Raw genomic sequence first — 20,572 nt, forward strand, 5'->3', positions numbered from 1 at the left:
AATAAGCTATTATTAGTATATTTAACCGAAATAACCATCAAAAATTAAATAATTATTATGACAACGCAAAATAACAATCTGACACTAAAAATTTTAATTGGTGTCTTAGGTGCTCTTTTGTTAATCCTAGGGATTTTTACATATAAGTTTTATAATGAAGAAAAGCGGGAAAAAGCAATTCTTCAACAAGAGAAGGACCTTATTGAAAGTGAATTGGGTGAATTAATAACTAAATATGACAATGCGATTGCTCTAAATGAGGTGATGGATGATCATTTATTAAAAGAAAAAGAAAGAGTGGTTAGCCTTCTAGATAGTTTAAAAGACTTTGAAGCTAACGTGGCATTAATTGCAAAATACCGAAGAGAAGTTAGTAAGTTAAAGAGGGAAAGAGAGCGTTTGTTTAAACTGGCAGACAGTTTAACCACGGCAAATGAGCAATTAGAGACTGACTTGGATAGTACGTCTACAGCATTGACGCAACGTATTGTTTATTCGGATTCTTTACAAACTCAAAACGATAAGTTAGCTGAAATCGTAGAACGTGGCTCTGCCTTGACTGCGGCTAACATTACAGCAGAAGGTGTAAGAGTAAAGAGTAGTGGTAAAATTATACCTACCAGTCGTTCCAGCAAAGCAGATAAAGTACGAGTATGTTTTACCATAGCTCCTAACAAACTGACGGAGAAAGGAGATAAGGATTTATACGTTCAGGTTATCAACCCTACAAATAATCTAATTGGTGATAAAACCTCAGTAAATTTTGAAGATGCCATACTTACCTATAGCGGAAGCAACAGAGTGTTTTATGAAAATGATGCCTTAGATGTTTGTGTTCTTGTTGATGCACAGGCAGGTGAAATAATGAAAGGAAATTATGTAGTCAACTTATTTTCCGGGCCAAAAATGATATCTAACACGCAATTTGAATTGAAGTAAAAGAGTAAAAAGAATATTTTACCAATTAAAAAACCACTTTATCATTTGATAAGGTGGTTTTTTAATTTGGTTATCACTGGAAATAAAAATTTTTCAGCTAAATATTTATTTAAGTTTATTATAGACTTATTTTTGCGGCATGGCAAAACAAGAAGATATCTTTAAAAAAGTAATTTCCCATGCGAAGGAGTATGGATATATTTTTAGTTCCAGTGAAATTTATGATGGGTTAAGTGCCGTATACGATTATGGGCATAATGGTGTAGAGCTTAAGAAAAACCTTAGAGATTACTGGTGGCAGAGCATGGTACAAATGCACCAAAATATTGTCGGACTGGACGCTGCTATTTTAATGCATCCCACTACCTGGAAAGCTTCCGGTCATGTAGATGCTTTTAATGATCCGCTGATCGATAATAAAACTTCAAAAAAAAGGTATCGTGCAGATGTACTAATTGAAGATTATGCCGAAAAACTACAGCAAAAGGCAAATAAAGAGATAACTAAAGCTAAAAAACGTTTTGGAGATTCTTTTGATGAAGCACAATTTATAGCTACAAACCCCAGGGTAGTTAAATATCTGGAAGAAAAAAAGGCTATTTTAAAAAGGATGGGGCAATCCTTAGAAAAAGAAGACCTGGCAGATGTAAAGGCATTGATTGAGGAACTTGGGATTGCAGATCCTGAAACAGGCTCTAAAGAATGGACGGATGTGCGGCAGTTTAACCTGATGTTTGGCACTAAGTTAGGCGCTTCTGCAGAAAATGCTACAGATTTATATTTGCGTCCTGAAACTGCACAGGGAATTTTTGTTAACTTTTTAAATGTTCAGAAAACCGGTCGTATGAAAATTCCGTTTGGGATTGCACAAACCGGAAAAGCATTCCGTAATGAAATTGTTGCACGCCAGTTTATCTTTAGGATGCGAGAGTTTGAACAAATGGAAATGCAATACTTTGTCCAACCGGGAGAAGAAATGAAATGGTATGAGTATTGGAAACAAACCCGTCTTAACTGGCATTTATCCTTAGGTCTAGGTAAAGAAAACTACCGTTATCACGATCATGATAAATTAGCGCACTATGCAAATGCAGCGGCAGATATCGAATTTAATTTTCCTTTTGGTTTTAAAGAATTAGAAGGAATACACTCCAGAACGGATTTTGATTTAAAAGCACATGAAGAACACTCAGGTAAGAAACTGCAGTTTTTTGATCCTGAAAAAAAGGAGAATTATGTACCTTATGTTGTAGAAACTTCAGTAGGGCTGGATCGTTTGTTCCTGGCGGTATTTTCAAAATCCCTGATGGATGAACAATTGGAAGACGGATCTATCCGTACGGTTTTAAAATTACCGGCGGTAGTTGCCCCGGTAAAAGCAGCGATTCTTCCTCTAGTCAAAAAAGACGGGTTACCGGAGGTGGCCAATACCATTTTTGATGACTTAAAATGGGATTTTAATATCACTTATGATGAAAAAGATGCTATTGGCAGAAGGTATCGCAGACAGGATGCTAATGGGACTCCCCTTTGTTTTACTATTGATCATGATACCTTAACTGATAATCAGGTGACCGTTAGAGATCGGGATACGATGCAACAGGAACGAATACCTATTAATGAAATCAAACTAAAAGTACAGGAAAAGGTAGCTGTTAAACATTGGTTAAAAAGATAAGCGTTATTCTTAAAATATTGAGAGTTACATACTATTTTTTTAAATAATATGTTATAAAATCAAATATAATTTAAAGTATTCTAAAAACGGCTTATAAAATTCCGTGAATAATTGTATTTTAGTAAGCCTCTTTTACCAAAACTTTGAGTAAATGCTATCGAGAAAAATTTTACTTGTTGCTCTTTTAATATGCACGTTTGCCGGATTTTCTCAGGACAAGAAGCAGCGCCTGCCCAGTACTTTTACAGGCGTCTCAAAACCGATGAAACCGGTAAATGCTCTACGAAGTAAAAAAAACTTGATTCCAGCTTCTGAAAAACCTCAGGGAGGGGCACCTAGATTAAGGATTAAAAATAAAACCATACCTGGTAAAGGATTGCCGAAAGGTATGGATCCACTACTGTTAAAACAAAAAAGTTTTAAAGGAACTAAAGCACTTGCAGCTCCTATTCTTACTTTTGAAGCAGATGCAAGAGAGGCATCTCCATCAGACCCTACGGGTGCAGTAGGACCTAACCATTATGTAAGTGCAAGAAATTCGGCTTTCAGTATTCACGATAAGTCCGGCAATGTATTACAACAATCAATTTCGTTAGAAAATATTTTTGAAGGTGAAAACGATGGTGACCCAATTGTGTTCTACGATAATTTTGCAGACAGGTTTGTAATTACCCAGTTCTTTGGTGCTTTTTCGCAGGGCGCAGGACCTTTTGGGTTTTTAATTGCAGTATGTCAGGGGTCAAACCCGGTAACTGATGGTTGGTATACGTATCGGTATGAAGTGGATTCTTTTCCTGATTATCCTAAATTTTCAGTTTGGTCTGATGGTTATTATATTACCGCTAATAAGAATCAAAACAGTCCGTCAGTTAATGAAGTTGTATTTGTTCTGGAAAGAGATAAAATGTTAGTAGGCGAAGATACCGCTGGTATACAGGGATTTGCTTTACCCGGAGCCTTAACTAACGGATTTTACTCACCTTTAGCGTTTAATGCTATTGGCACCGTATTGCCCCCAAGAGGATTAGGTCATATTGTATATTATCAAGACGATTCGTGGGATGGGGTAAGTGAAGATAAGATAAAACTTTGGTCGTTAGGTGTGGATTGGGACACCCCTTCTAATTCTTTTATTGCAGAGGATCAGGAATTAAGTGTGAGCGGTGGAGATATTTCTGCTTTTGATGCTACTTTTAGTTCCGGAAGTACTCTCAATCTACCACAACCAGGAGGTGGTGGAGAAGATAAAGATGCGTTACAAGGTGCTATTATGCAGGTATTAAACTATAGAAGGTTCTGTGGTTACAACTCCGTAGTATTTAATTTTGCAGTAGATATAGACAATAGAGTTAACAGTTCAGGTAATGAACTGGATCATGTATCCGGAATACGTTGGTATGAGTTACGTCAAGATGGCGATAACGCCCCCTGGTACGTGAATCAAGAAGGGACATACGCTGCTCCGGGTGGAAAGAGTGCCTGGTGTGCGAGTATGGCCATGGATATTTACGGAAACATCGGGATGGGGTATTCTAGTGTGGGTACGGTTCAGGATGGTGCGGATAGAGATAGCTTTATTTCTCTTCATTATACCGGACGGTTAGTAGATGACCCTCCGGGAATGATGACCTTTGCTGAACAAACGATAAAGAATGGTACCGGAGTCAGTCAGGGAAAAGAGCGTTATGGTGATTATTCACATCTTACCGTAGATCCGATTGACCAAAACACTTTCTGGTTCATATCAGAATACCCGGAAGCAACCGGGACTAATATGAGAGATTACGTTGGGGTATTTAAAGTGGCTACGGCAATAGGTAATGATATAGGAGTTATTGCTATTGATGGTCCGGTAACCAGTACTTTTGAAAGTACTGAAAGTGTAAAGGTTCGAATTAAAAACTTCGGCGAAGTAGCCGCAAGTAATTTTCCGGTACAGTACAGTATCAATGGAGGTCCCGTAGTTACTGAAATTTTCAGCGGTACGATTTCTCCGGGAAACGAAGCAAATTTTACTTTTGCTAAACAAGAAGATTTTAGCGCAGAAAGGGAGTTTATGATTGAAGTGCAAACGGATTTGGCAAGTGATGCTACTCCAATTAATGATTGTACCAGTGCGGTTATCTTTAATTTACCAGCTGATGATGTAGGAGTTGCAGCGATAATCAATCCTAAAACCGGTACAGGACTAGCAATCGACGAACCGGTTATGGTTAATATTAAAAACTACGGGGGTAAAGCACAATCCGGTTTTGAAGTGTACTATGTAGTAGATAATGGTACTCGAATTACAGAACGATATAATGATGTTCTGGAAGGACAAAGCTCACAATTTTTTACGTTCAGTCAAACTTTTGATTTTTCGGATTTTAGAACTTATATAGTGGAGTCCGGAACTATACTGTCAAACGATCAGAATTTAAATAACGACCTGGTTATAGAAGAGGTACTTCATGAGCAATGTAATCCTACCTCTAATTGTTCGCAAAGTCAGGATGGAATTATTTCTTTTGAATTGTCTAATGTGGTAAATAGGGATATACCTTGTAATGACGGATATGAAAGGTTTCCTAACCTAATCATAGATATTGCAAAAACTGAAGAGTATGTGTTAACCATACAAACAGGTTTTGTATCAGAAGAATCTCAACGTTTTTCCATATGGATTGATTATGATGATAATACGGTTTATGAGGAAGATGAACTTGTCTTAAGTAATCAGGTAATCAAATCAAATTTTGAAGATCAAAAATATAAATTTGAAGTTAGTGCAGATGCCCCCGTAGGGCAACATCGTATGCGTATCAGAGGGGCTGATACTCAAAACTCCGGGGGAGTTACTAAGTTAAATGATCCTTGCGCTGAAATTACCTTTGGAACCACTCATGATTATTTTGTAAAAATTAGTGAACGGGTAGAAGACTCAGATATTGTAGTGGTAAGTGGAGATAATGATCAATTTACCTTTACTATGAGTGATTTTAATGCAGATGAAAGCCTTCCTATTAATATTTATGACTTGTCCGGTCAAATAATTCATTCTAATGTAATTACTAAAAATTCAGGTATTTTTGAATATGACCTGGATATGTCATATGTTCAATCTGCAATTTATTTTGTTCAGATTGGTAGTAATACTACCGGTAGAACAGCAAAATTTATTGTACCGTAATTTTTTATAATAATTTAGAAAAAGGCTCGTAATTGAACGGTACCGGTATGAATAGTACGTGAATTTTCACTATTACGACCCAGATATGATATATTTAAATCCAAATATTTGGTTAGTTTTTGTTGGATTAATAAAGACCAGGTAAAATTAACTCCGGGTTGCAGACCGTCCAGCAATTGATAACCTACCGGTGAAAAAGCATTACCTTCAAAGTTATTATCTATATAATTAAATTCTCCGGTTATTGAAGATTTTTGCTTCTTAGCAAAAGTGAATGAGGCTCCTAATGTTTGTTGTTTTAATTGTTCCTGTCCGTCCGTATTATCCTGATCATCTAGCTGATAAAATAAACTAAAACGATTCTGATCAGATAGGAGGTATGATATTTTGGGTGCTAGCACTATACCGGATAAAGTATAATTTCTATTGTCAAAATTTTCTGCTGCGCTTATGGTTTCAATTTGTTGAACCCTATTTTCCAGCACCCAAGACTCCTGGATTTTATGTTGAAATACGAGTTCGTGGCTTTTAGTACTATTCTCCTGGGAGCCGGTAATTAATTCGTTTTTATTTTCGGAAGCCAGATACGTATAATTCGTGGTAAAATGTTGTTTTCCACGGTTAAAGAAGAGTGTATTTCTAAAACTGGAGAGTAGGGATAACTCATCATCATTTGAAAATAGGTTGATTTTAAAGCTATTAGTGTTCCTTAAGTTTCTTCTGTCAATCAGATAGGTGGTTTGATTGTAAAAATGCGATAGAAACTTCCTGAATTTATTTTTACTACCGGACCAGGAAATAGGGGAGAGCGTTACAATCTGACTGAACTTATTTTGATTGGTTTTAATAAAAATCTGGTTGGGTAACAGTACACGTAAATAAGTTGCCTGATCGGTAAATTGCGCTATTTCAAATTCATTCAACTCCTGGAGATTATTATTGTTGTAATCAATCCAGGTAAAGGTTCCCTGGCCCGGTTCTACCTCTACATAGGTAAACTCTTGCTGGGGTAAAGTACCGCTACTGGTCTCAAACAGGGTATTCAGGTTGACTTTGTTTTGAAATAGCTGTTGGTTGTATAATACTCTTGAAGTAAGTGTTTTTTCATCTGACGTATTTTCATCTTTGCTGTTGAGTTCGCGGTAGTTGGCATACAGTGATAATTGCGTGTTTTTTGAAGCAATGGGCCTGGATTGCAGGTAATAGTTTGAAGAAGTATTCACCCTTTGCAAAGAATTATTTCGTAAACTGTCATTCACCCGATGTCTGTATCCTACTTTAGCATATACTTTTAAACTATCTCCGATACCCATAAAATATTCCTGAGATACAAATTTTTGTGAAAGTGGAGTAAAAATATCGGTTTGTTTTTCTATTTCCTGGTTGTCTTCGGCTGCTATTCGGGTACCTATCCATTTATTTTTAAAATTATAAGTAAGTCCGCTATACCATCTAAAAAAGGTAGAATTTAAAACGCTACTATTGCTATTAAGAACACTAGTGTTTAGTTCAAAAGTAAAATTCTTCCATTGTAAATCAGAAGTAACCAAATGTCGATTACCGCTGTAACTATCTTTAAAGTCCAGGTATTGAAATGCATATTGCGTAGCACCAATTTTCGGATGAAATAAGTTGAAGCCGGAAGTTATAAACTGCTGATCCCCTGTAGTAAGCTCGGGTAAGTTCCAATCCCGATTAAATTCAACGGCGTAGATACGTTCAATACTTTGAAACCGGTTATCTATGTAATCCAGGTTTGTATTAGTATCGAGTGTCCAGCTACTATCTTTTTGAATCAATCGGTGTTGTAGTTGTAATTTGCCTGCAAATCCATTGTTATCCCCGTCATCAGTATCCGAAAATAAGTTTCGGTCATTCCTGCTGCCGGCAGTTTCAAAGGCAATACTGGTGTTTTCTGTGGGTTGATAACTGCCTTTTACCACTGCGGTTTGTAAACGTTCGGGAGCGACCAAGCGCACCACCGGAGCATAAGATCCCTGAGGAACCCCGTTTATCGGTGACACATATCTATAAATCCTACGGATAGCGGTAAGATTTTCAAGGATATAATTCCCCTGATTTTCTCCTACCAGGGTAAAACGAACATTAAACAAATCTTCTTGTGGAGTTTCTGCAAATACAAAGATTTCGGTATTATCCCTAATTTCTTTCCGGTATAAAATTTTATTTTCACTAAACGTATCTGCAACGGATGAAGGAGCAATCATTTGAGACATATCATCTCCTGCTTCAGCCAGAATGCCAATCTGTTCATCCGATAGGTTTTGTTGTAAAGGCTGGTTCTTCGCATCATTTTCGGAATATACAAAAGCTTCCAGATTTAATTTTTCAGTGGTATGGCTTCCTCCGCCGTAAGCAATAATACGAGAATAGTTTCTATCAGTAGTTTGATATTCTATAGAGATTCGCATTTCGGAAGTTATAGGATATGTCGGGTTAAAGCGAACCTCTCCTGCGTTATAATCTATGATGTATTGTTTATTTTCTCCGCGTTCTAATAAAATTCCATTTACATATACGCGTTCACTACCGGAGACGATTAAAACGAAAAGTTCACCGTTGGGACCGGTTAATTTGTAAGGACCCTGATTGCCTTCCTGAGCAATAAACTGGCTACGGGTAAATACTCCGCGGACTAAGGCTCCAGCGGCAAAAACACCAGTTTTACTATTTTCATGATCAATGGTACCGGCAATAGAAACTCCCTGAACATTTTTTGTAAATCGGTTAAAATAACTATCCGAATTTTGAAGAATAACGTCACCTGCCCTTAGGTTCCACTTATCATTGAATATTTCAATAAAAACCTGATCGAATTCATCCAGGTTTTGAGAATACCCCCCCTGCTGTACCGGTACGTTAGCATCCTGTATAGAAGCGCGAATAGAGACATTTTCACTAATTTTACCGGTAATCTGAAGGTCTAATTCAGAATTTAAGACGGTATTCTGCCCATTGCCTACCGTAAGTCCCCTCGATAAACTCCCGGAAGTATTAAGCCCGTCAAATGGGGTGAAATTCTTGGATAAGGAAGGTTGTGAAAGTTGATAGCGTTGTTTTTTACCATTTTTACTATTTACGATAATTTTAGGATCTAGTAATTGGTATTTCTTAGTTAAAAAATCAGGATATCGCACATACTCGATAAGCAAACTATCTTCACTTTTTAACAAAGTATTGTCAGGGTATAATTGCGCTTCTTCAAAGTTTACCTGATACTCAGAAGCATCCACTTTATTCTTATTTATAGTACGTACGGTAAACCTAAAAGGGTTAATACTTACCGAATCAATAACTATGGTATCCTGTATTCGGACTTTTTTATGTTGTATAGTACCCGGCAGGCTCTGCGAAAATAGCAGGCTTGTATTGCAAACAAAAAGTATAAAAACATACTGCAATCGGTACATTGTTACAAAACTAGGACTTTTATTTTCTTTTTCTTTATAAATAAGCTTTTACCTTTTAGGTAAGGTCAGTCTTATATAACGTCATAAGCCCTTTAGAATTATATCTAATAAGAGTAATGACTATAATCTGATACGGACTTAATTAAAACGTGCTGTAGAGGATATTAATAATAGTTCTATATCTTAGCTTTTTAAAGATACTGAAATGAAAATTATTTCATACAATGTTAACGGGATTAGAGCAGCTTTACGTAAAGATTTCTTAACCTGGTTACGACAGGCGAATCCGGATATCCTTTGTTTACAAGAAATTAAAGCTACCCAGGATCAATTGGATCTTAGCCTTTTTAAAGAAGCAGGATATCCATATACTTACTGGTATAGTGCACAAAAAAAAGGATATAGCGGGGTAGCCATTTTATGTAAGGAAGAACCTAAAAATGTCGTTTATGGTACCGGAATCGAATATATGGATACTGAAGGCCGTAATATAAGGGTAGATTTTGAAGATATCTCTGTAATGAGCATGTACTTACCTAGTGGGACCAATATGGATCGATTGGATTTCAAACTTACTTACATGGCAGATTTTCAAGATTATATAGATAATTTAAAAAAAGAAATCCCAAACCTAATTGTTTGTGGGGATTATAATATTTGCCATGAAGCTATAGACATCCATGACCCGGTTCGCTTAAAAAATGTTTCTGGGTTTTTACCAGTAGAACGAGAATGGATTGGTAATTTTATTAATAGTGGATTTATCGATTCTTTTCGGCATTTTAGTCAGGAACCACATCAGTATTCATGGTGGAGTTACCGGGCTAACGCCCGAAATAATAATAAAGGTTGGCGGTTAGATTATGCTATGGTAGCTCATTCATTAGAAGACAGGTTGCAAAGAGCTTTGATCTTATCAGAAGCCAAGCATAGTGATCACTGCCCAATCCTGGTGGAATTAGAATAAAAAAAGATTGCTGTAAAACAACAATCTTTTAAATATAAATTAAAATAGTTTCTTTTAGTTAAAAAGACTATTTAAGATGTCTTCCACATCGCCGTCTTGATTTTCTCGTAGTTGATCTTTAACCTGTAATAGTTTAACCTGAAAACTTTCTAATACTCGCTTTGCATTCATTTTTTGAAGATGAATTTGCTTTCCTTCCGAAGTTAATAGGTAATACTGATAAAATTTAAGTTCTGCTGGCTTTGTCTTGTCCAGACGTTCTTCTAAGGAAACAGTACCTTTATCAGTGGCAATAGAGATAATGCTACTTTGTGCCGTAACCTTATCGGTCTCTCTGTTTAATTCTGTTGCTAAACCATAAATATCTTTATAGATTTCAGGTAGTTTTTTCCAGTCTTCTTGTGCCTGGATAGTAAATCCAAAACCAATCATGAATAGGAGTAGAAAAGTTTTTTTCATAATATTTGGGTGTTATCAGTTTAATTGTATCAAAACTACGTATTTGATTTCACGTATTCCTTAACGGAATAAAAATACATTTAGTATTATCCCATTTGAAAATTCAAAGTTCAAAATAATACTTTTTCTTATCATTTTCCAAAAAGTATGCCAAATAAAACGATTAGAATATCGACTAAAGAAAAGTTTTAACGATTAAAAAGCAGGTTTAAGACTTATTAATAAGAAATGTTAGTAAATAGTAAAGGAGTTTATAAATTTTAAAAAAGTATAAAGTGATCATAAGAATTGATAAAATCACTGAAATTAAAGTTGTTAGAAAATTGACTAAATTATCTAATTTTCTTTTTTGTAACGTTAAAGATAATTATGCTATTGAGATAGTTTTTCAGCTTCTTTTAATAAATGACTGTAAGAATTACGATTGATAACAACCTGTCCGTTTTCAATTTCAATAAGCGGGTTTTTATTTTCTAAAGCTTGCTTTATTATAGTATCTAAAAACTTGGTCCTGGCAGTAATCCGTGTGATAGCGATATTTTTATCTTCTTCTGATAAATTTTTATAGTATTTATTCAACATAAACTAAGCAATTAATTATTCAATAAAAATAATATATATTATTCATATTCTATATATAAAAGTAGATGTTTGTAAAAAAAAATAAGCTTCCTTAGTTTTAGGAAGCTTATAACTGTTTGGTTAATTAGTTTGTATTGTAAATATGATATATACGAGTTTGTGTACTATATAAAATTTTTACAAACAATTAATAATAATAACCGTTCCAAAAAGGGTTTATAAAACTAATCATTTGATAATGAGATAAATATATATTTTTAAATTTTTAAAAAGTATTATTATCTGTAGAAATATGATACATACTGTAGAAATTGAGCACTAATTAGTAAGCCTATAAAGTATAAAGTAAAATAACGGATTTCAATAATAATTTAAAATTGCTGTACCCTTTTATAAGACTACATTACTGTAAAAGACTTCATATAAAATCTGGCTTGGTAATAGTATATATATGTAACAATAGATATTTAGCACTAGGGGCTGTCCAAAATAATAGTTACTATTTATAATAAATATAGATATTAATTATTAAATTCTTTTATATGTGCTTTTGAAGTAATAATAATCCGGTATTTTTAACGTATTTTCTTATTAATCATTAAACTGTGCGTATAAAATTGTATACATATGTAAATCAATAATATTTATATGTTTTTGGTGAATAATCTGATATGTTAGAATGTACTTTTAGAATAGAGGTGTAAGCTTACAATTATGATAATGTTTACAGTTTAATTTATTCTAGTTTATAATTTAGCATTCTTTATTAGCTATATGAAATACACAGTTTTACCTGGAACTACAATTAAAGTAAGTAAGATATGTTTAGGTACCATGACCTGGGGTCGGCAAAACACGGAAGAAGATGGTCATGAGCAATTGAAATACGCATTCGACCAAGGTGTTAATTTTGTAGATACGGCAGAATTATATGCGGTACCTTCTACTAAGGAAACACAAGGTAAAACCGAAGAAATTATTGGTACCTGGTTTCAAAAGAATAAAAATAGGGATCAATGTGTGTTAGCTAGTAAAATTGCAGGCCCGGCAGAATTTACCAAGCATATCAGAACCGGGGGATATAAAAAAGAGGAATTATCAGATGCGATTGAAAAAAGCTTAAAAAGGTTGCAAACAGACTATATAGACCTTTATCAATTACATTGGCCGGAAAGGCAAACCAATTATTTCGGAAAAAAAGGGTATCAACACAATGAAAGCGAAGAGTGGAAAGATAATTTTAACCAAATTTTATTGGATCTACAGTCCTTTATAGACGATGGGAAAATACGCCATATCGGAGTTTCTAATGAATCTGCTTACGGACTGATGCGGTATGTAGAAGAATCTAGGAATGGAATGTCTAGAATAGTTTCTGTACAAAACCCTTACAGTTTATTAAACCGTAAGGATGAAATTGGTATAACTGAAGTGCTGCACCGAGAAAATGTAGGTTATTTAGCGTACTCTCCTTTAGGTTTTGGTATGCTCTCCGGAAAATATTTAGAAGGAACCCCTAAAGGTTCACGGTATGAGTTGTTTCCAAATTATAATCGGTATATGAATGAAAACAGTTTCAAGGCTACTCATAAATACCTGGAGATTGCCAAAGATGCCGGATTATCTTTAACAGATCTTTCTTTAGCCTTTGTAAATCAGCAAGCTTTTGTGACCAGCACTATTATCGGGGCAACTAAAATGGAACAGTTGACTGAAAATATTAATAGTATCAACGTTACCTTATCCGATGATACGCTAAAAGCTATTGACAAGGTTCATGAAAAAATTCCAAATCCTGCTCCTTAATAACTTACAGCAAACATCTGTTTGTCAACTAAATAGAAAAGCAACCACATCTTCTATTTTTGCTACTTTTTGAATTTTAATAATATAGTTTTCTTTACTTACTTTACTGTACTTAGAAATGAAAATAGTAGAAAAACCTAGTTTGTCAGATTCCTGGATACGCTGATCAATACGGGTCACTGGTCTTATTTCACCAGCCAACCCGACTTCGGCTGCAAAACAATAGTCTTTAGGAATAGGAATGTCTTCATTTGATGATAAAATAGCTGCTACTACAGCAAGGTCAATGGCGGTATCATCAATATGAATGCCTCCTGTAATATTTAGAAAAACATCTTTGGCCCCTAATCGAAAACCTGCCCTTTTTTCTAACACTGCCAGGATCATATTTAATCTTTTGACGTTATACCCGGTAGCACTTCGCTGTGGGGTGCCGTATACGGCGGTACTCACTAAAGCCTGTATTTCAATTAATAAGGGGCGGAGTCCTTCTAAAGTTGTTGCAATCGCAGTACCACTTAGTTCTTCTTCTTTTTTTGAAATTAAGATTTCGCTAGGATTGCTAACTTCCCTTAATCCGCTACCCAACATCTCGTAAATACCTAATTCTGCCGTTGATCCGAATCTGTTCTTATTTGCTCTTAAAATACGATAGACATGGTTACGGTCTCCTTCAAATTGTAAGACCGTATCTACCATATGTTCCAGAATTTTAGGACCGGCAATAGCACCGTCTTTTGTAATATGACCAATGAGTAACACCGGGATTGATGATTCCTTAGCAAATTTAATCAGCTCTGAGGTACATTCCCTAATCTGAGAAATGCTACCCGGGCTACTTTCTACATAATCGCTATGTAAAGTCTGAATTGAATCAATCACGACAATATCCGGATCTACCTTTTCAACCTGTTTAAAGATATTTTGTGTCTTAGTTTCCGTTAGGATAAAGCAGTTGTCTGTTTTACCGGTAATACGTTCGGCACGCATTTTAATTTGCTTCTGACTTTCTTCCCCGGATACGTATAATGTGCGATAGGGCAGGTTAAGACTAATTTGTAAGAGCAATGTACTTTTTCCAATGCCTGGCTCTCCACCTAACAATATTAACGATCCGGGTACAATACCTCCACCCAGCACATTATTCAGTTCCGTATCATAGGTTTTATAGCGAGCCTCTTTACTCGTATCGATCTCAGAAACCTTTAGCGGAAGAACTACTTTAGGTTGATGTTGTTTTGACCCGGTTTTCCAATCTTTTTGATCCGGTTTCTGAACGACCTCTTCTGCTATGGTATTCCATTCTTTACAAGCGGTGCACTGACCTTGCCATTTTGCATATTGTGCTCCGCAGTTTTGACAATAAAAAACGGTTTTTACTTTAGCCATATAATTAATGAAAGTTACTCTTTCTAATAAGGCTAATATCCAAAATCTTCTTTTATTTTATTGACTTTATCCAGCATATAATCTTTAGTCAGAAAAACAGCTTCGTCCAGAGAGAATCCGCTCTCGTATGCCTTAAGGGCCTTTCTGGGTTCACCTAATTGCTCGTAGCCAAAACCAAGAAAATAATAACCCAACATGCTTTGCGGATGTTCCTTGATAGCAAGCCTACCCAAAGGTTCCATATCCTCCCATAGTTCTTTTTTCTGGATTGCCGTAGCAATAGCCATAAAATCATTCATCCGTATTTGTCTTTTTACTCCATATAGTTCTTCGACCATATCGTATAAATCCGTAAGAAATTCATACGGTGAAGTTTCTAAGGGTAAAATCTCTTCCTGGTAGATTTTTTTGCTAATAGGACGGTATTTTGCAAAAATAAATTCAAAAGCCCTTGGAATTGCTCTTGCTACTAAGGTGTAATGTGAAGAACCTTCAAAATTATCAAACCCATAATTTAAAGTGGGATTTTCTATAGTTTGTAATTGTGTATCTAATTCTGTCAGTTGTTTATTAATAGCTCCGGTATCTTCTGTAGCTGTTGCCACATAGTACCAGATATCCTTATTAATACTGGTTAGCGCATTTGTAATACGTTCGTCCATGGTAGGTGCTAATTCAGGACTTAAATTAATATAGGCCTGAAAGATAGGGTCTTCTTTAAATAAAAAGTAGTTAATAAAATTACTGGTATAATCGTGTCCGATAATCATCCGCATTTGCGCTGTTCGATAAGAATCATTAATATAAGGCAGTAACTCCTGAGCTATAAATTCATAAAAATCAGCACCTTTACCTTCTGGTAAATAAGAAGCCTGATCGTACCTGCCATCTTCTTGTCGGGTTTTATTCTGTAAAACACCTACTACAATGGCCTCTGGCATATCTTCCCAATAAGAAAAATAATCCACATTACCAGCTACCGGTTCAAAAAGGTAATCTGCATCCAGCACTACAATAATCGGATACATTTTATCCTCGTTTTTTTCGTAGTTTCTAGGGAGTTGAATTTTTAGATCACGACTCTGGTCCATTTTTATAGACCTAAATGTTTCGTACTTTACTTGCGCCTGGGCAAAAGCAACAAAAGAAAGTACAAATACAAAAATATAATTTTTCATAAGTAGTAATATTTCAGTTAAATAGATAGCAATATATAAAATATTTTATTCGACTTTGTTTAAAATAGGCAGAAACAAGAAGGATAATGCACCTATTAATAAGGTTAGTGCCGTTTGTGCACTCCACAATATCCACCCGAAGGCCTTTCCGGCAGATTCTTCCACTCCATACAATAGTAATGCATATCCGATCGCCAAAGGATAAGCTCCGATGCCGCCATTAGTGGTGGAATAGGCCAGGGTGCCGGCTACAAAAGCTACCAGCATAGCACCTAGATGTAAATCTGCTGTAGCCGGAACCGTATAGCGAACTACATCAAACATAATGATATAGAGTGCCCAGATCAAAACACTGTAGGTGATAAACAGCACTTTTTTCTTCATTTTAAAAATACTTCGTATTCCTTCCAATAAGCCTTCGCCAAAAGAACGAATCTTCTGTACAAAAGTATTTGAAGAGTTTTTAAATACACGAAGCAGTAGGATTCCTATACCAATAATGGCTAGTAGAATAAATAAAGTTTGAACCGGACTGGTAAGGGTGTCACCCAAATATTCGTATAGTTTACCAGATTCTAATAATAAGGTGGAGATGACAACTACAATTAATAAAAGCAAATCCACTAAGCGTTCTGAAATAATGGTGCCAAAAGCCTTCTGAAACGGTATCTTCTCATAGGTGGTAGCGAGACCAGCCCGTAATACTTCTCCTGACCGTGGAATACCTAAATTAGAAAGATAACCTGCCATGATTGCCATAAAGCTGTTTGATAGTTTGATATTATAATCCAACGGATCTAATAAAAATTTCCAACGATAGGCACGTAATATATGTGATAATAAACCTAATAAAATGGATAGGATTACCCATATGGGATCTGCTTGAGAAATATAACGTAGGGTCGTCTGACGCTCTTCGGGTGTAGCCGAGTAGATAGAATACCAAATTAAAAAAACTCCCAACAAGATTGGGAGTATGATTTTAAGTGTCTTTTTAAAGTGCGGGTGCAAGCTTTTAATTTAGTAAATTATTTTCTTCATTCGGAAATAAAAGTGCCGGTCTGAATTTCTTTGCTTCTTCCAGTTCCATCATTGCATAGGTAATAAGAATAAGTACATCCCCTTTAGCTACTTTTCGGGCAGCTGCTCCGTTTAAAGTAATCTCTCCACTTTTTCTCGGTCCGGGTATTGCATAGGTTTCAAGGCGCTCACCATTGTTATTGTTTACAATTTGAACTTTTTCTCCTTCGATTATATTTGCCGCATCCATTAAATCTTCATCAATGGTAATACTACCAATATAATTAAGTTCAGCTCCGGTAACCTTTACCCGGTGAATTTTAGATTTAACTACATGTACATACATATCAACAAAGTTACAATATTTAATTAAGGGCCATATTATCAATAAGTCGAACTTCTCCGGCATAAGCGGCAATAAATGCCCTATACTTTTTATTTTCGGCTATATGAGATACAGGTTGCAAAGTTTCTGTGTCACATAGCTGAAAATACTCTAATGACAGATATTGATTTTTTTCAAATTGTTTTTGTACCCATTCTGATATTTCTAATGCACTTTTTATGCCAAATTTTGCTTTAACTTCTATGAGTACTTGATAGATAAAAGCTGCTTCTTTTTTTTGTACCGGGGTCAGCCTGCTGTTTCTCGAACTATATGCCAATCCGGAAGCCTCTCTGTAAATAGGGCAACCGATAATAGTAACCGAAAGATTTTTAAGTGCTACCAGCTTTTTGATAATAATCAGTTGTTGAAAGTCCTTTTCTCCGAAATAAGCCTTGTCCGGTAGTATTAATTTAAAAAAGAGTTGCAATACGGTAGCTACGCCCTCAAAATGTCCGGGACGGAAACGCCCTTCCATCTGCGTCGCCAGGTTACCAAAATCATATTTAAAAGAGGTTACCTTATCCTGATAAAGTTCTTTGCTATCCGGTGCAAATACTATAATGTCCTTATCTAATGTAGCTAATAATTCCATGTCAGTAGTCAATGTTCTAGGGTAGTTTTGTAAATCGTCCGGATTATTAAATTGAGTAGGATTTACAAAAATACTCACAATGGTGTAATCATTTTCGGCTAATGATTTTTTAATAAGACTAAGATGACCCACATGTAGAGCTCCCATAGTAGGTACAAAACCTATGGTTTTACCTTTTTCTTTGACATCTGCAACAACAACTTCTATCTCCTGTCTTTTCTGACATAAATTCATAAGAGAATTTTTAGCGGCGAGCAAAAATAAGATATTACTATGAGACTGCATAAATTTTCGTAATTTTGCAAAAATTTATTCTTAAGGGAAGAAAAAGTATTGATTTTATGAAAGATAAGAGGATATTGTATGTATCATCAGAAGTAATACCTTATTTACCGGAAACGGAAATTTCTTCAATGTCGTTTGAAGCGCCGCGTATGGTGAATAGTAAGGGAGGACAAATTCGGATATTTATGCCACGTTATGGTAATATTAATGAGCGAAGGCATCAATTACACGAAGTGATACGACTTTCCGGAATGAATTTGGTTATCAATGATCTGGATATGCCACTAATTATTAAAGTGGCATCTATCCCAAAGGAGCGAATGCAGGTATACTTTATTGATAACGAGGATTACTTTAAAAGAAAAGCTACACTTACGGACGAAGAAGGAAATTTATTTCCGGATAACGATGAAAGAGCTATATTTTTTGCAAAAGGGGTTATTGAAACCGTTAAAAAACTGAACTGGTCTCCGGATGTTATTCATGTACATGGATGGTTGGCAGGGTTATTGCCTCTATATCTACGAAACTATTATGCAAATGAACCATTATTTAATCATAGTAAAATTGTAACTTCTGTGTATAACACTGGATTTGAGGGTGCGTTGGACAACAAAATGATGGAAAAGGTAAAATTTGACGGAATTGAAGATGATTTAATCTCAAATTTAAAGGAGCCTACTTATAGCAATTTAATGAAAGTTGCTATCGACAATTCTGATGCAACTATTATTGCATCTCCTGAAATTCCTAAAGAATTAAGTAGTTACTTAAGTACGGTCTCACAACCCGTATTAGAGTATAAAGGAATGGACGAATTTGCCTCTGCATACGAAGCTTTCTACCAGACAGAAGTATTGGTTTAAATTAAAACAATAAATGAAGCATAACACAATAAGGGTTTTTATTGGAGTGGTAACGTTATTTTCGTTACTAATTATTTCCTGTGATGAAGATTTCAATTCGGTGGGGAGTGAAGTAATTAATGGTATTGGTTTTGAAAACAGGACATATATTAGTAAACCCCTTGCTTATACTATTGATGTAGGTGAAGTACAAACAAACGGGTTGCCTTATTATTCGTTAGGAACTTATAATGATCCTACCTATGGAGCATTGGAGTATGATTTTTTAGGACAGGTGGCGCTTCCTCTTTCTACAGATCCAAATTCTACACTACCCCTTACTTTTGACTTTGATAACGTTAAAACTTTTGATAGTGTAGTACTATACCTTCCTTATTTCAGTAGGGTTACTGAACCGGCAAATACTGCTGAAAATAGTCCGGCTGAATATGATTTGACTATAGGATACGGAGATAATACTGCTGTTTTTGGGTTAAACATTTATCGATCTAATTATTTCTTAAGTAATTTTGACCCGCAACAGAATGAGAATGGTCAGATAGGAGACAGACGTGCTTATTTTTCAAATGATCTAATAGAATTTGAAAGTAGTTTAAAGTTTGAACCCATTTCTACATTTGAAGTAATAGTAAATAGAGAAGATTCAACCAGACAGTTTAAAGAAAAAAATGACTTTTTAGTGTCTACAGAAGCAATTGCTAATTTATTGCCAGATGATAATGATGAGGACTTACTTCCAAGCCTCACCTTTTTAACCCCGGGTTTATATGTACATCTGGATACTTTAAAGTTTAATGAATTTTTTCTAAAAGAAGATGTTAATTTTCCAAGTCCTAATAACCGAAATAATTTTCTAAATTTCTTTAGAGGACTGTATGTAGATTTTGAAAAGAAAAGTGATAATAAAGATGTTCTTTTTGCAATTAATACTAGTAACGCGAGTCTTAACTTTTATTTTACGGAAGTATTTAAAAGAGAGTCTAAAGATTCGATAGGTGCTCCAAAAACAATATCATTACGTTTCAACGGTAATAATATAAATGGTATACAAGAAAAACCAAGCTTTACTATTCCTGATGCTAACGTGGTAGATGGAGATGCTAATTTATTTTTAAAGGGGGGCAAAGGTTCTTATGCAACAATTGAATTATTATCTGATAGGATTATTGTAGATGAAAATGAAAATGCAGTTTTGGATGAAAATGGAAATTTTCAAATTACCACTGAGAATCTAGCTAACTCCATTCCGGAAATAGAATTTTTACAAAGTCAAAATTGGATCATTAATGATGCTAAGTTACGCTTTTATGTAAATCAGGATGCTTTAAGAGGGCAGGATACATTACTAGAGCCAGAAAGGATTTTTATTTTTGATCTGGAAACAGGGGCTCGACTAACTGATTTCTGTAATGATATAGCCCTACAGTTTCCTAATGTCGAAAATCATCTACCACCTTTAGAAAGAGACAACAATGGTAATGGTGTCTTCTATGATGTTAATCTTACTAATTATTTAAATAACGTACTACTGGGGAATGAGAACCTAAGCACATTAGGTATTGCCGTTTCGCAAGATGTATCTAGAGAAAGTATTAATGATGTTGACCGTGGTATCGTATGTGGACCTTTAACTCCCCGAGAGGTTAAAAACAGTGAACGAATTATTACTGCTACTTCAGTAATCTCTCCGGAAGGAACTATTTTATACGGAAATACACAAGAAGTACCAGAAGATAAACGTTTAGAATTGATTATCTCTTATTCGCAGTCAATCAGGGAATAAAAAAACAACTACAAGCAACTAACTAAAATCAAGACAT

General features: G+C 35.2%; 15 protein-coding genes. 7 read left to right on the forward strand and 8 right to left on the reverse strand.

Features of this window, described 5'->3' with window-relative positions:
- Positions 1–57 precede the first annotated feature (57 nt).
- From NBT05_RS06665 to NBT05_RS06675, 3 genes are all read left to right on the forward strand, one after another.
- Positions 58–939, forward strand: a complete 882-nt coding sequence (locus NBT05_RS06665; RefSeq protein ID WP_265772714.1) for a hypothetical protein — start codon at positions 58–60, stop codon at positions 937–939.
- A gap of 139 nt (positions 940–1,078) precedes the next feature.
- Positions 1,079–2,617: a glycine--tRNA ligase gene (locus tag NBT05_RS06670; RefSeq protein WP_265772715.1), complete on the forward strand. Its 1,539-nt coding sequence runs from the start codon at positions 1,079–1,081 to the stop codon at positions 2,615–2,617.
- Positions 2,618–2,768: 151 nt separating this feature from the next.
- Positions 2,769–5,789, forward strand: coding sequence for a GEVED domain-containing protein (locus NBT05_RS06675; protein WP_265772716.1), 3,021 nt, complete (start codon positions 2,769–2,771; stop codon positions 5,787–5,789).
- A gap of 14 nt (positions 5,790–5,803) precedes the next feature.
- On the opposite strand, the gene NBT05_RS06680 is transcribed toward NBT05_RS06675, so the two are convergent.
- The gene (locus tag NBT05_RS06680; RefSeq protein ID WP_265772717.1) at positions 5,804–9,220 is read right to left on the reverse strand and encodes a hypothetical protein; all 3,417 of its coding nucleotides are present in this window, start codon (positions 9,218–9,220) and stop codon (positions 5,804–5,806) included.
- A gap of 205 nt (positions 9,221–9,425) precedes the next feature.
- Here NBT05_RS06680 and NBT05_RS06685 point away from each other — a divergent pair, with 205 nt between their 5' ends.
- A complete protein-coding gene (locus tag NBT05_RS06685) occupies positions 9,426–10,187 on the forward strand; it encodes an exodeoxyribonuclease III (RefSeq protein WP_265772718.1) in 762 nt (253 codons plus the stop codon).
- Between the two features lie 54 nt (positions 10,188–10,241).
- On the opposite strand, the gene NBT05_RS06690 is transcribed toward NBT05_RS06685, so the two are convergent.
- Positions 10,242–10,646, reverse strand: a complete 405-nt coding sequence (locus NBT05_RS06690; RefSeq protein ID WP_265772719.1) for a hypothetical protein — start codon at positions 10,644–10,646, stop codon at positions 10,242–10,244.
- Positions 10,647–11,018: 372 nt separating this feature from the next.
- Positions 11,019–11,228 (reverse strand): hypothetical protein, encoded by a 210-nt coding sequence (locus tag NBT05_RS06695; protein WP_265772720.1) that lies wholly within the window; start codon positions 11,226–11,228, stop codon positions 11,019–11,021.
- Positions 11,229–12,002: 774 nt separating this feature from the next.
- Between NBT05_RS06695 and NBT05_RS06700 the strand changes: the two genes are divergently transcribed.
- Positions 12,003–13,034, forward strand: a complete 1,032-nt coding sequence (locus tag NBT05_RS06700) for an aldo/keto reductase (protein WP_265772721.1) — start codon at positions 12,003–12,005, stop codon at positions 13,032–13,034.
- A gap of 24 nt (positions 13,035–13,058) precedes the next feature.
- Here NBT05_RS06700 and radA read toward each other — a convergent pair whose 3' ends face one another.
- Genes radA through panC form a run of 5 tightly spaced genes read right to left on the reverse strand, consistent with a single transcriptional unit; the run spans position 13,059 to position 17,835 of the window.
- Positions 13,059–14,423, reverse strand: coding sequence for a DNA repair protein RadA (radA, locus tag NBT05_RS06705; protein WP_265772722.1), 1,365 nt, complete (start codon positions 14,421–14,423; stop codon positions 13,059–13,061).
- A 32-nt stretch (positions 14,424–14,455) separates the two neighbouring features.
- Positions 14,456–15,601: an alpha/beta hydrolase gene (locus NBT05_RS06710; protein ID WP_265772723.1), complete on the reverse strand. Its 1,146-nt coding sequence runs from the start codon at positions 15,599–15,601 to the stop codon at positions 14,456–14,458.
- Positions 15,602–15,646: 45 nt separating this feature from the next.
- On the reverse strand, positions 15,647–16,567 hold the full coding sequence (locus tag NBT05_RS06715; protein WP_265772724.1) for a lysylphosphatidylglycerol synthase transmembrane domain-containing protein: 921 nt from the start codon (positions 16,565–16,567) through the stop codon (positions 15,647–15,649).
- Positions 16,568–16,616: 49 nt separating this feature from the next.
- The gene (gene panD / locus NBT05_RS06720) at positions 16,617–16,967 is read right to left on the reverse strand and encodes an aspartate 1-decarboxylase (RefSeq protein WP_265772725.1); all 351 of its coding nucleotides are present in this window, start codon (positions 16,965–16,967) and stop codon (positions 16,617–16,619) included.
- A gap of 19 nt (positions 16,968–16,986) precedes the next feature.
- Positions 16,987–17,835 carry a pantoate--beta-alanine ligase gene (gene panC / locus NBT05_RS06725; protein ID WP_265772726.1) on the reverse strand — a complete coding sequence of 283 codons (849 nt, stop codon included), beginning with the start codon at positions 17,833–17,835 and terminating at the stop codon, positions 16,987–16,989.
- A 107-nt stretch (positions 17,836–17,942) separates the two neighbouring features.
- On the opposite strand from panC, the gene NBT05_RS06730 reads away from it, so the two are divergent.
- Both NBT05_RS06730 and NBT05_RS06735 read left to right on the forward strand, forming a co-directional pair.
- A complete protein-coding gene (locus NBT05_RS06730) occupies positions 17,943–18,752 on the forward strand; it encodes a glycogen/starch synthase (RefSeq protein WP_265772727.1) in 810 nt (269 codons plus the stop codon).
- A gap of 13 nt (positions 18,753–18,765) precedes the next feature.
- Positions 18,766–20,535, forward strand: a complete 1,770-nt coding sequence (locus NBT05_RS06735) for a DUF4270 family protein (protein WP_265772728.1) — start codon at positions 18,766–18,768, stop codon at positions 20,533–20,535.
- The last annotated feature ends 37 nt before the right edge of the window (positions 20,536–20,572 follow it).

Origin of the sequence: Aquimarina sp. ERC-38 (genome assembly GCF_026222555.1) — a bacterium.
In the GTDB taxonomy this organism is placed as follows: domain Bacteria; phylum Bacteroidota; class Bacteroidia; order Flavobacteriales; family Flavobacteriaceae; genus Aquimarina.

What these genes read in the sequence shown, in the direction of transcription:
- NBT05_RS06665 (WP_265772714.1), top strand. Translation starts at nt 58, where the DNA reads ATGACAACGCAAAATAACAATCTGACACTAAAAATTTTAATTGGTGTC.
- NBT05_RS06670 (WP_265772715.1), top strand. Translation starts at nt 1,079, where the DNA reads ATGGCAAAACAAGAAGATATCTTTAAAAAAGTAATTTCCCATGCGAAG.
- NBT05_RS06675 (WP_265772716.1), top strand. Translation starts at nt 2,769, where the DNA reads ATGCTATCGAGAAAAATTTTACTTGTTGCTCTTTTAATATGCACGTTT.
- NBT05_RS06680 (WP_265772717.1), bottom strand. Translation starts at nt 9,220, where the DNA reads ATGTACCGATTGCAGTATGTTTTTATACTTTTTGTTTGCAATACAAGC.
- NBT05_RS06685 (WP_265772718.1), top strand. Translation starts at nt 9,426, where the DNA reads ATGAAAATTATTTCATACAATGTTAACGGGATTAGAGCAGCTTTACGT.
- NBT05_RS06690 (WP_265772719.1), bottom strand. Translation starts at nt 10,646, where the DNA reads ATGAAAAAAACTTTTCTACTCCTATTCATGATTGGTTTTGGATTTACT.
- NBT05_RS06695 (WP_265772720.1), bottom strand. Translation starts at nt 11,228, where the DNA reads ATGTTGAATAAATACTATAAAAATTTATCAGAAGAAGATAAAAATATC.
- NBT05_RS06700 (WP_265772721.1), top strand. Translation starts at nt 12,003, where the DNA reads ATGAAATACACAGTTTTACCTGGAACTACAATTAAAGTAAGTAAGATA.
- radA (WP_265772722.1), bottom strand. Translation starts at nt 14,423, where the DNA reads ATGGCTAAAGTAAAAACCGTTTTTTATTGTCAAAACTGCGGAGCACAA.
- NBT05_RS06710 (WP_265772723.1), bottom strand. Translation starts at nt 15,601, where the DNA reads ATGAAAAATTATATTTTTGTATTTGTACTTTCTTTTGTTGCTTTTGCC.
- panD (WP_265772725.1), bottom strand. Translation starts at nt 16,967, where the DNA reads ATGTATGTACATGTAGTTAAATCTAAAATTCACCGGGTAAAGGTTACC.
- panC (WP_265772726.1), bottom strand. Translation starts at nt 17,835, where the DNA reads ATGAATTTATGTCAGAAAAGACAGGAGATAGAAGTTGTTGTTGCAGAT.
- NBT05_RS06730 (WP_265772727.1), top strand. Translation starts at nt 17,943, where the DNA reads ATGAAAGATAAGAGGATATTGTATGTATCATCAGAAGTAATACCTTAT.
- NBT05_RS06735 (WP_265772728.1), top strand. Translation starts at nt 18,766, where the DNA reads ATGAAGCATAACACAATAAGGGTTTTTATTGGAGTGGTAACGTTATTT.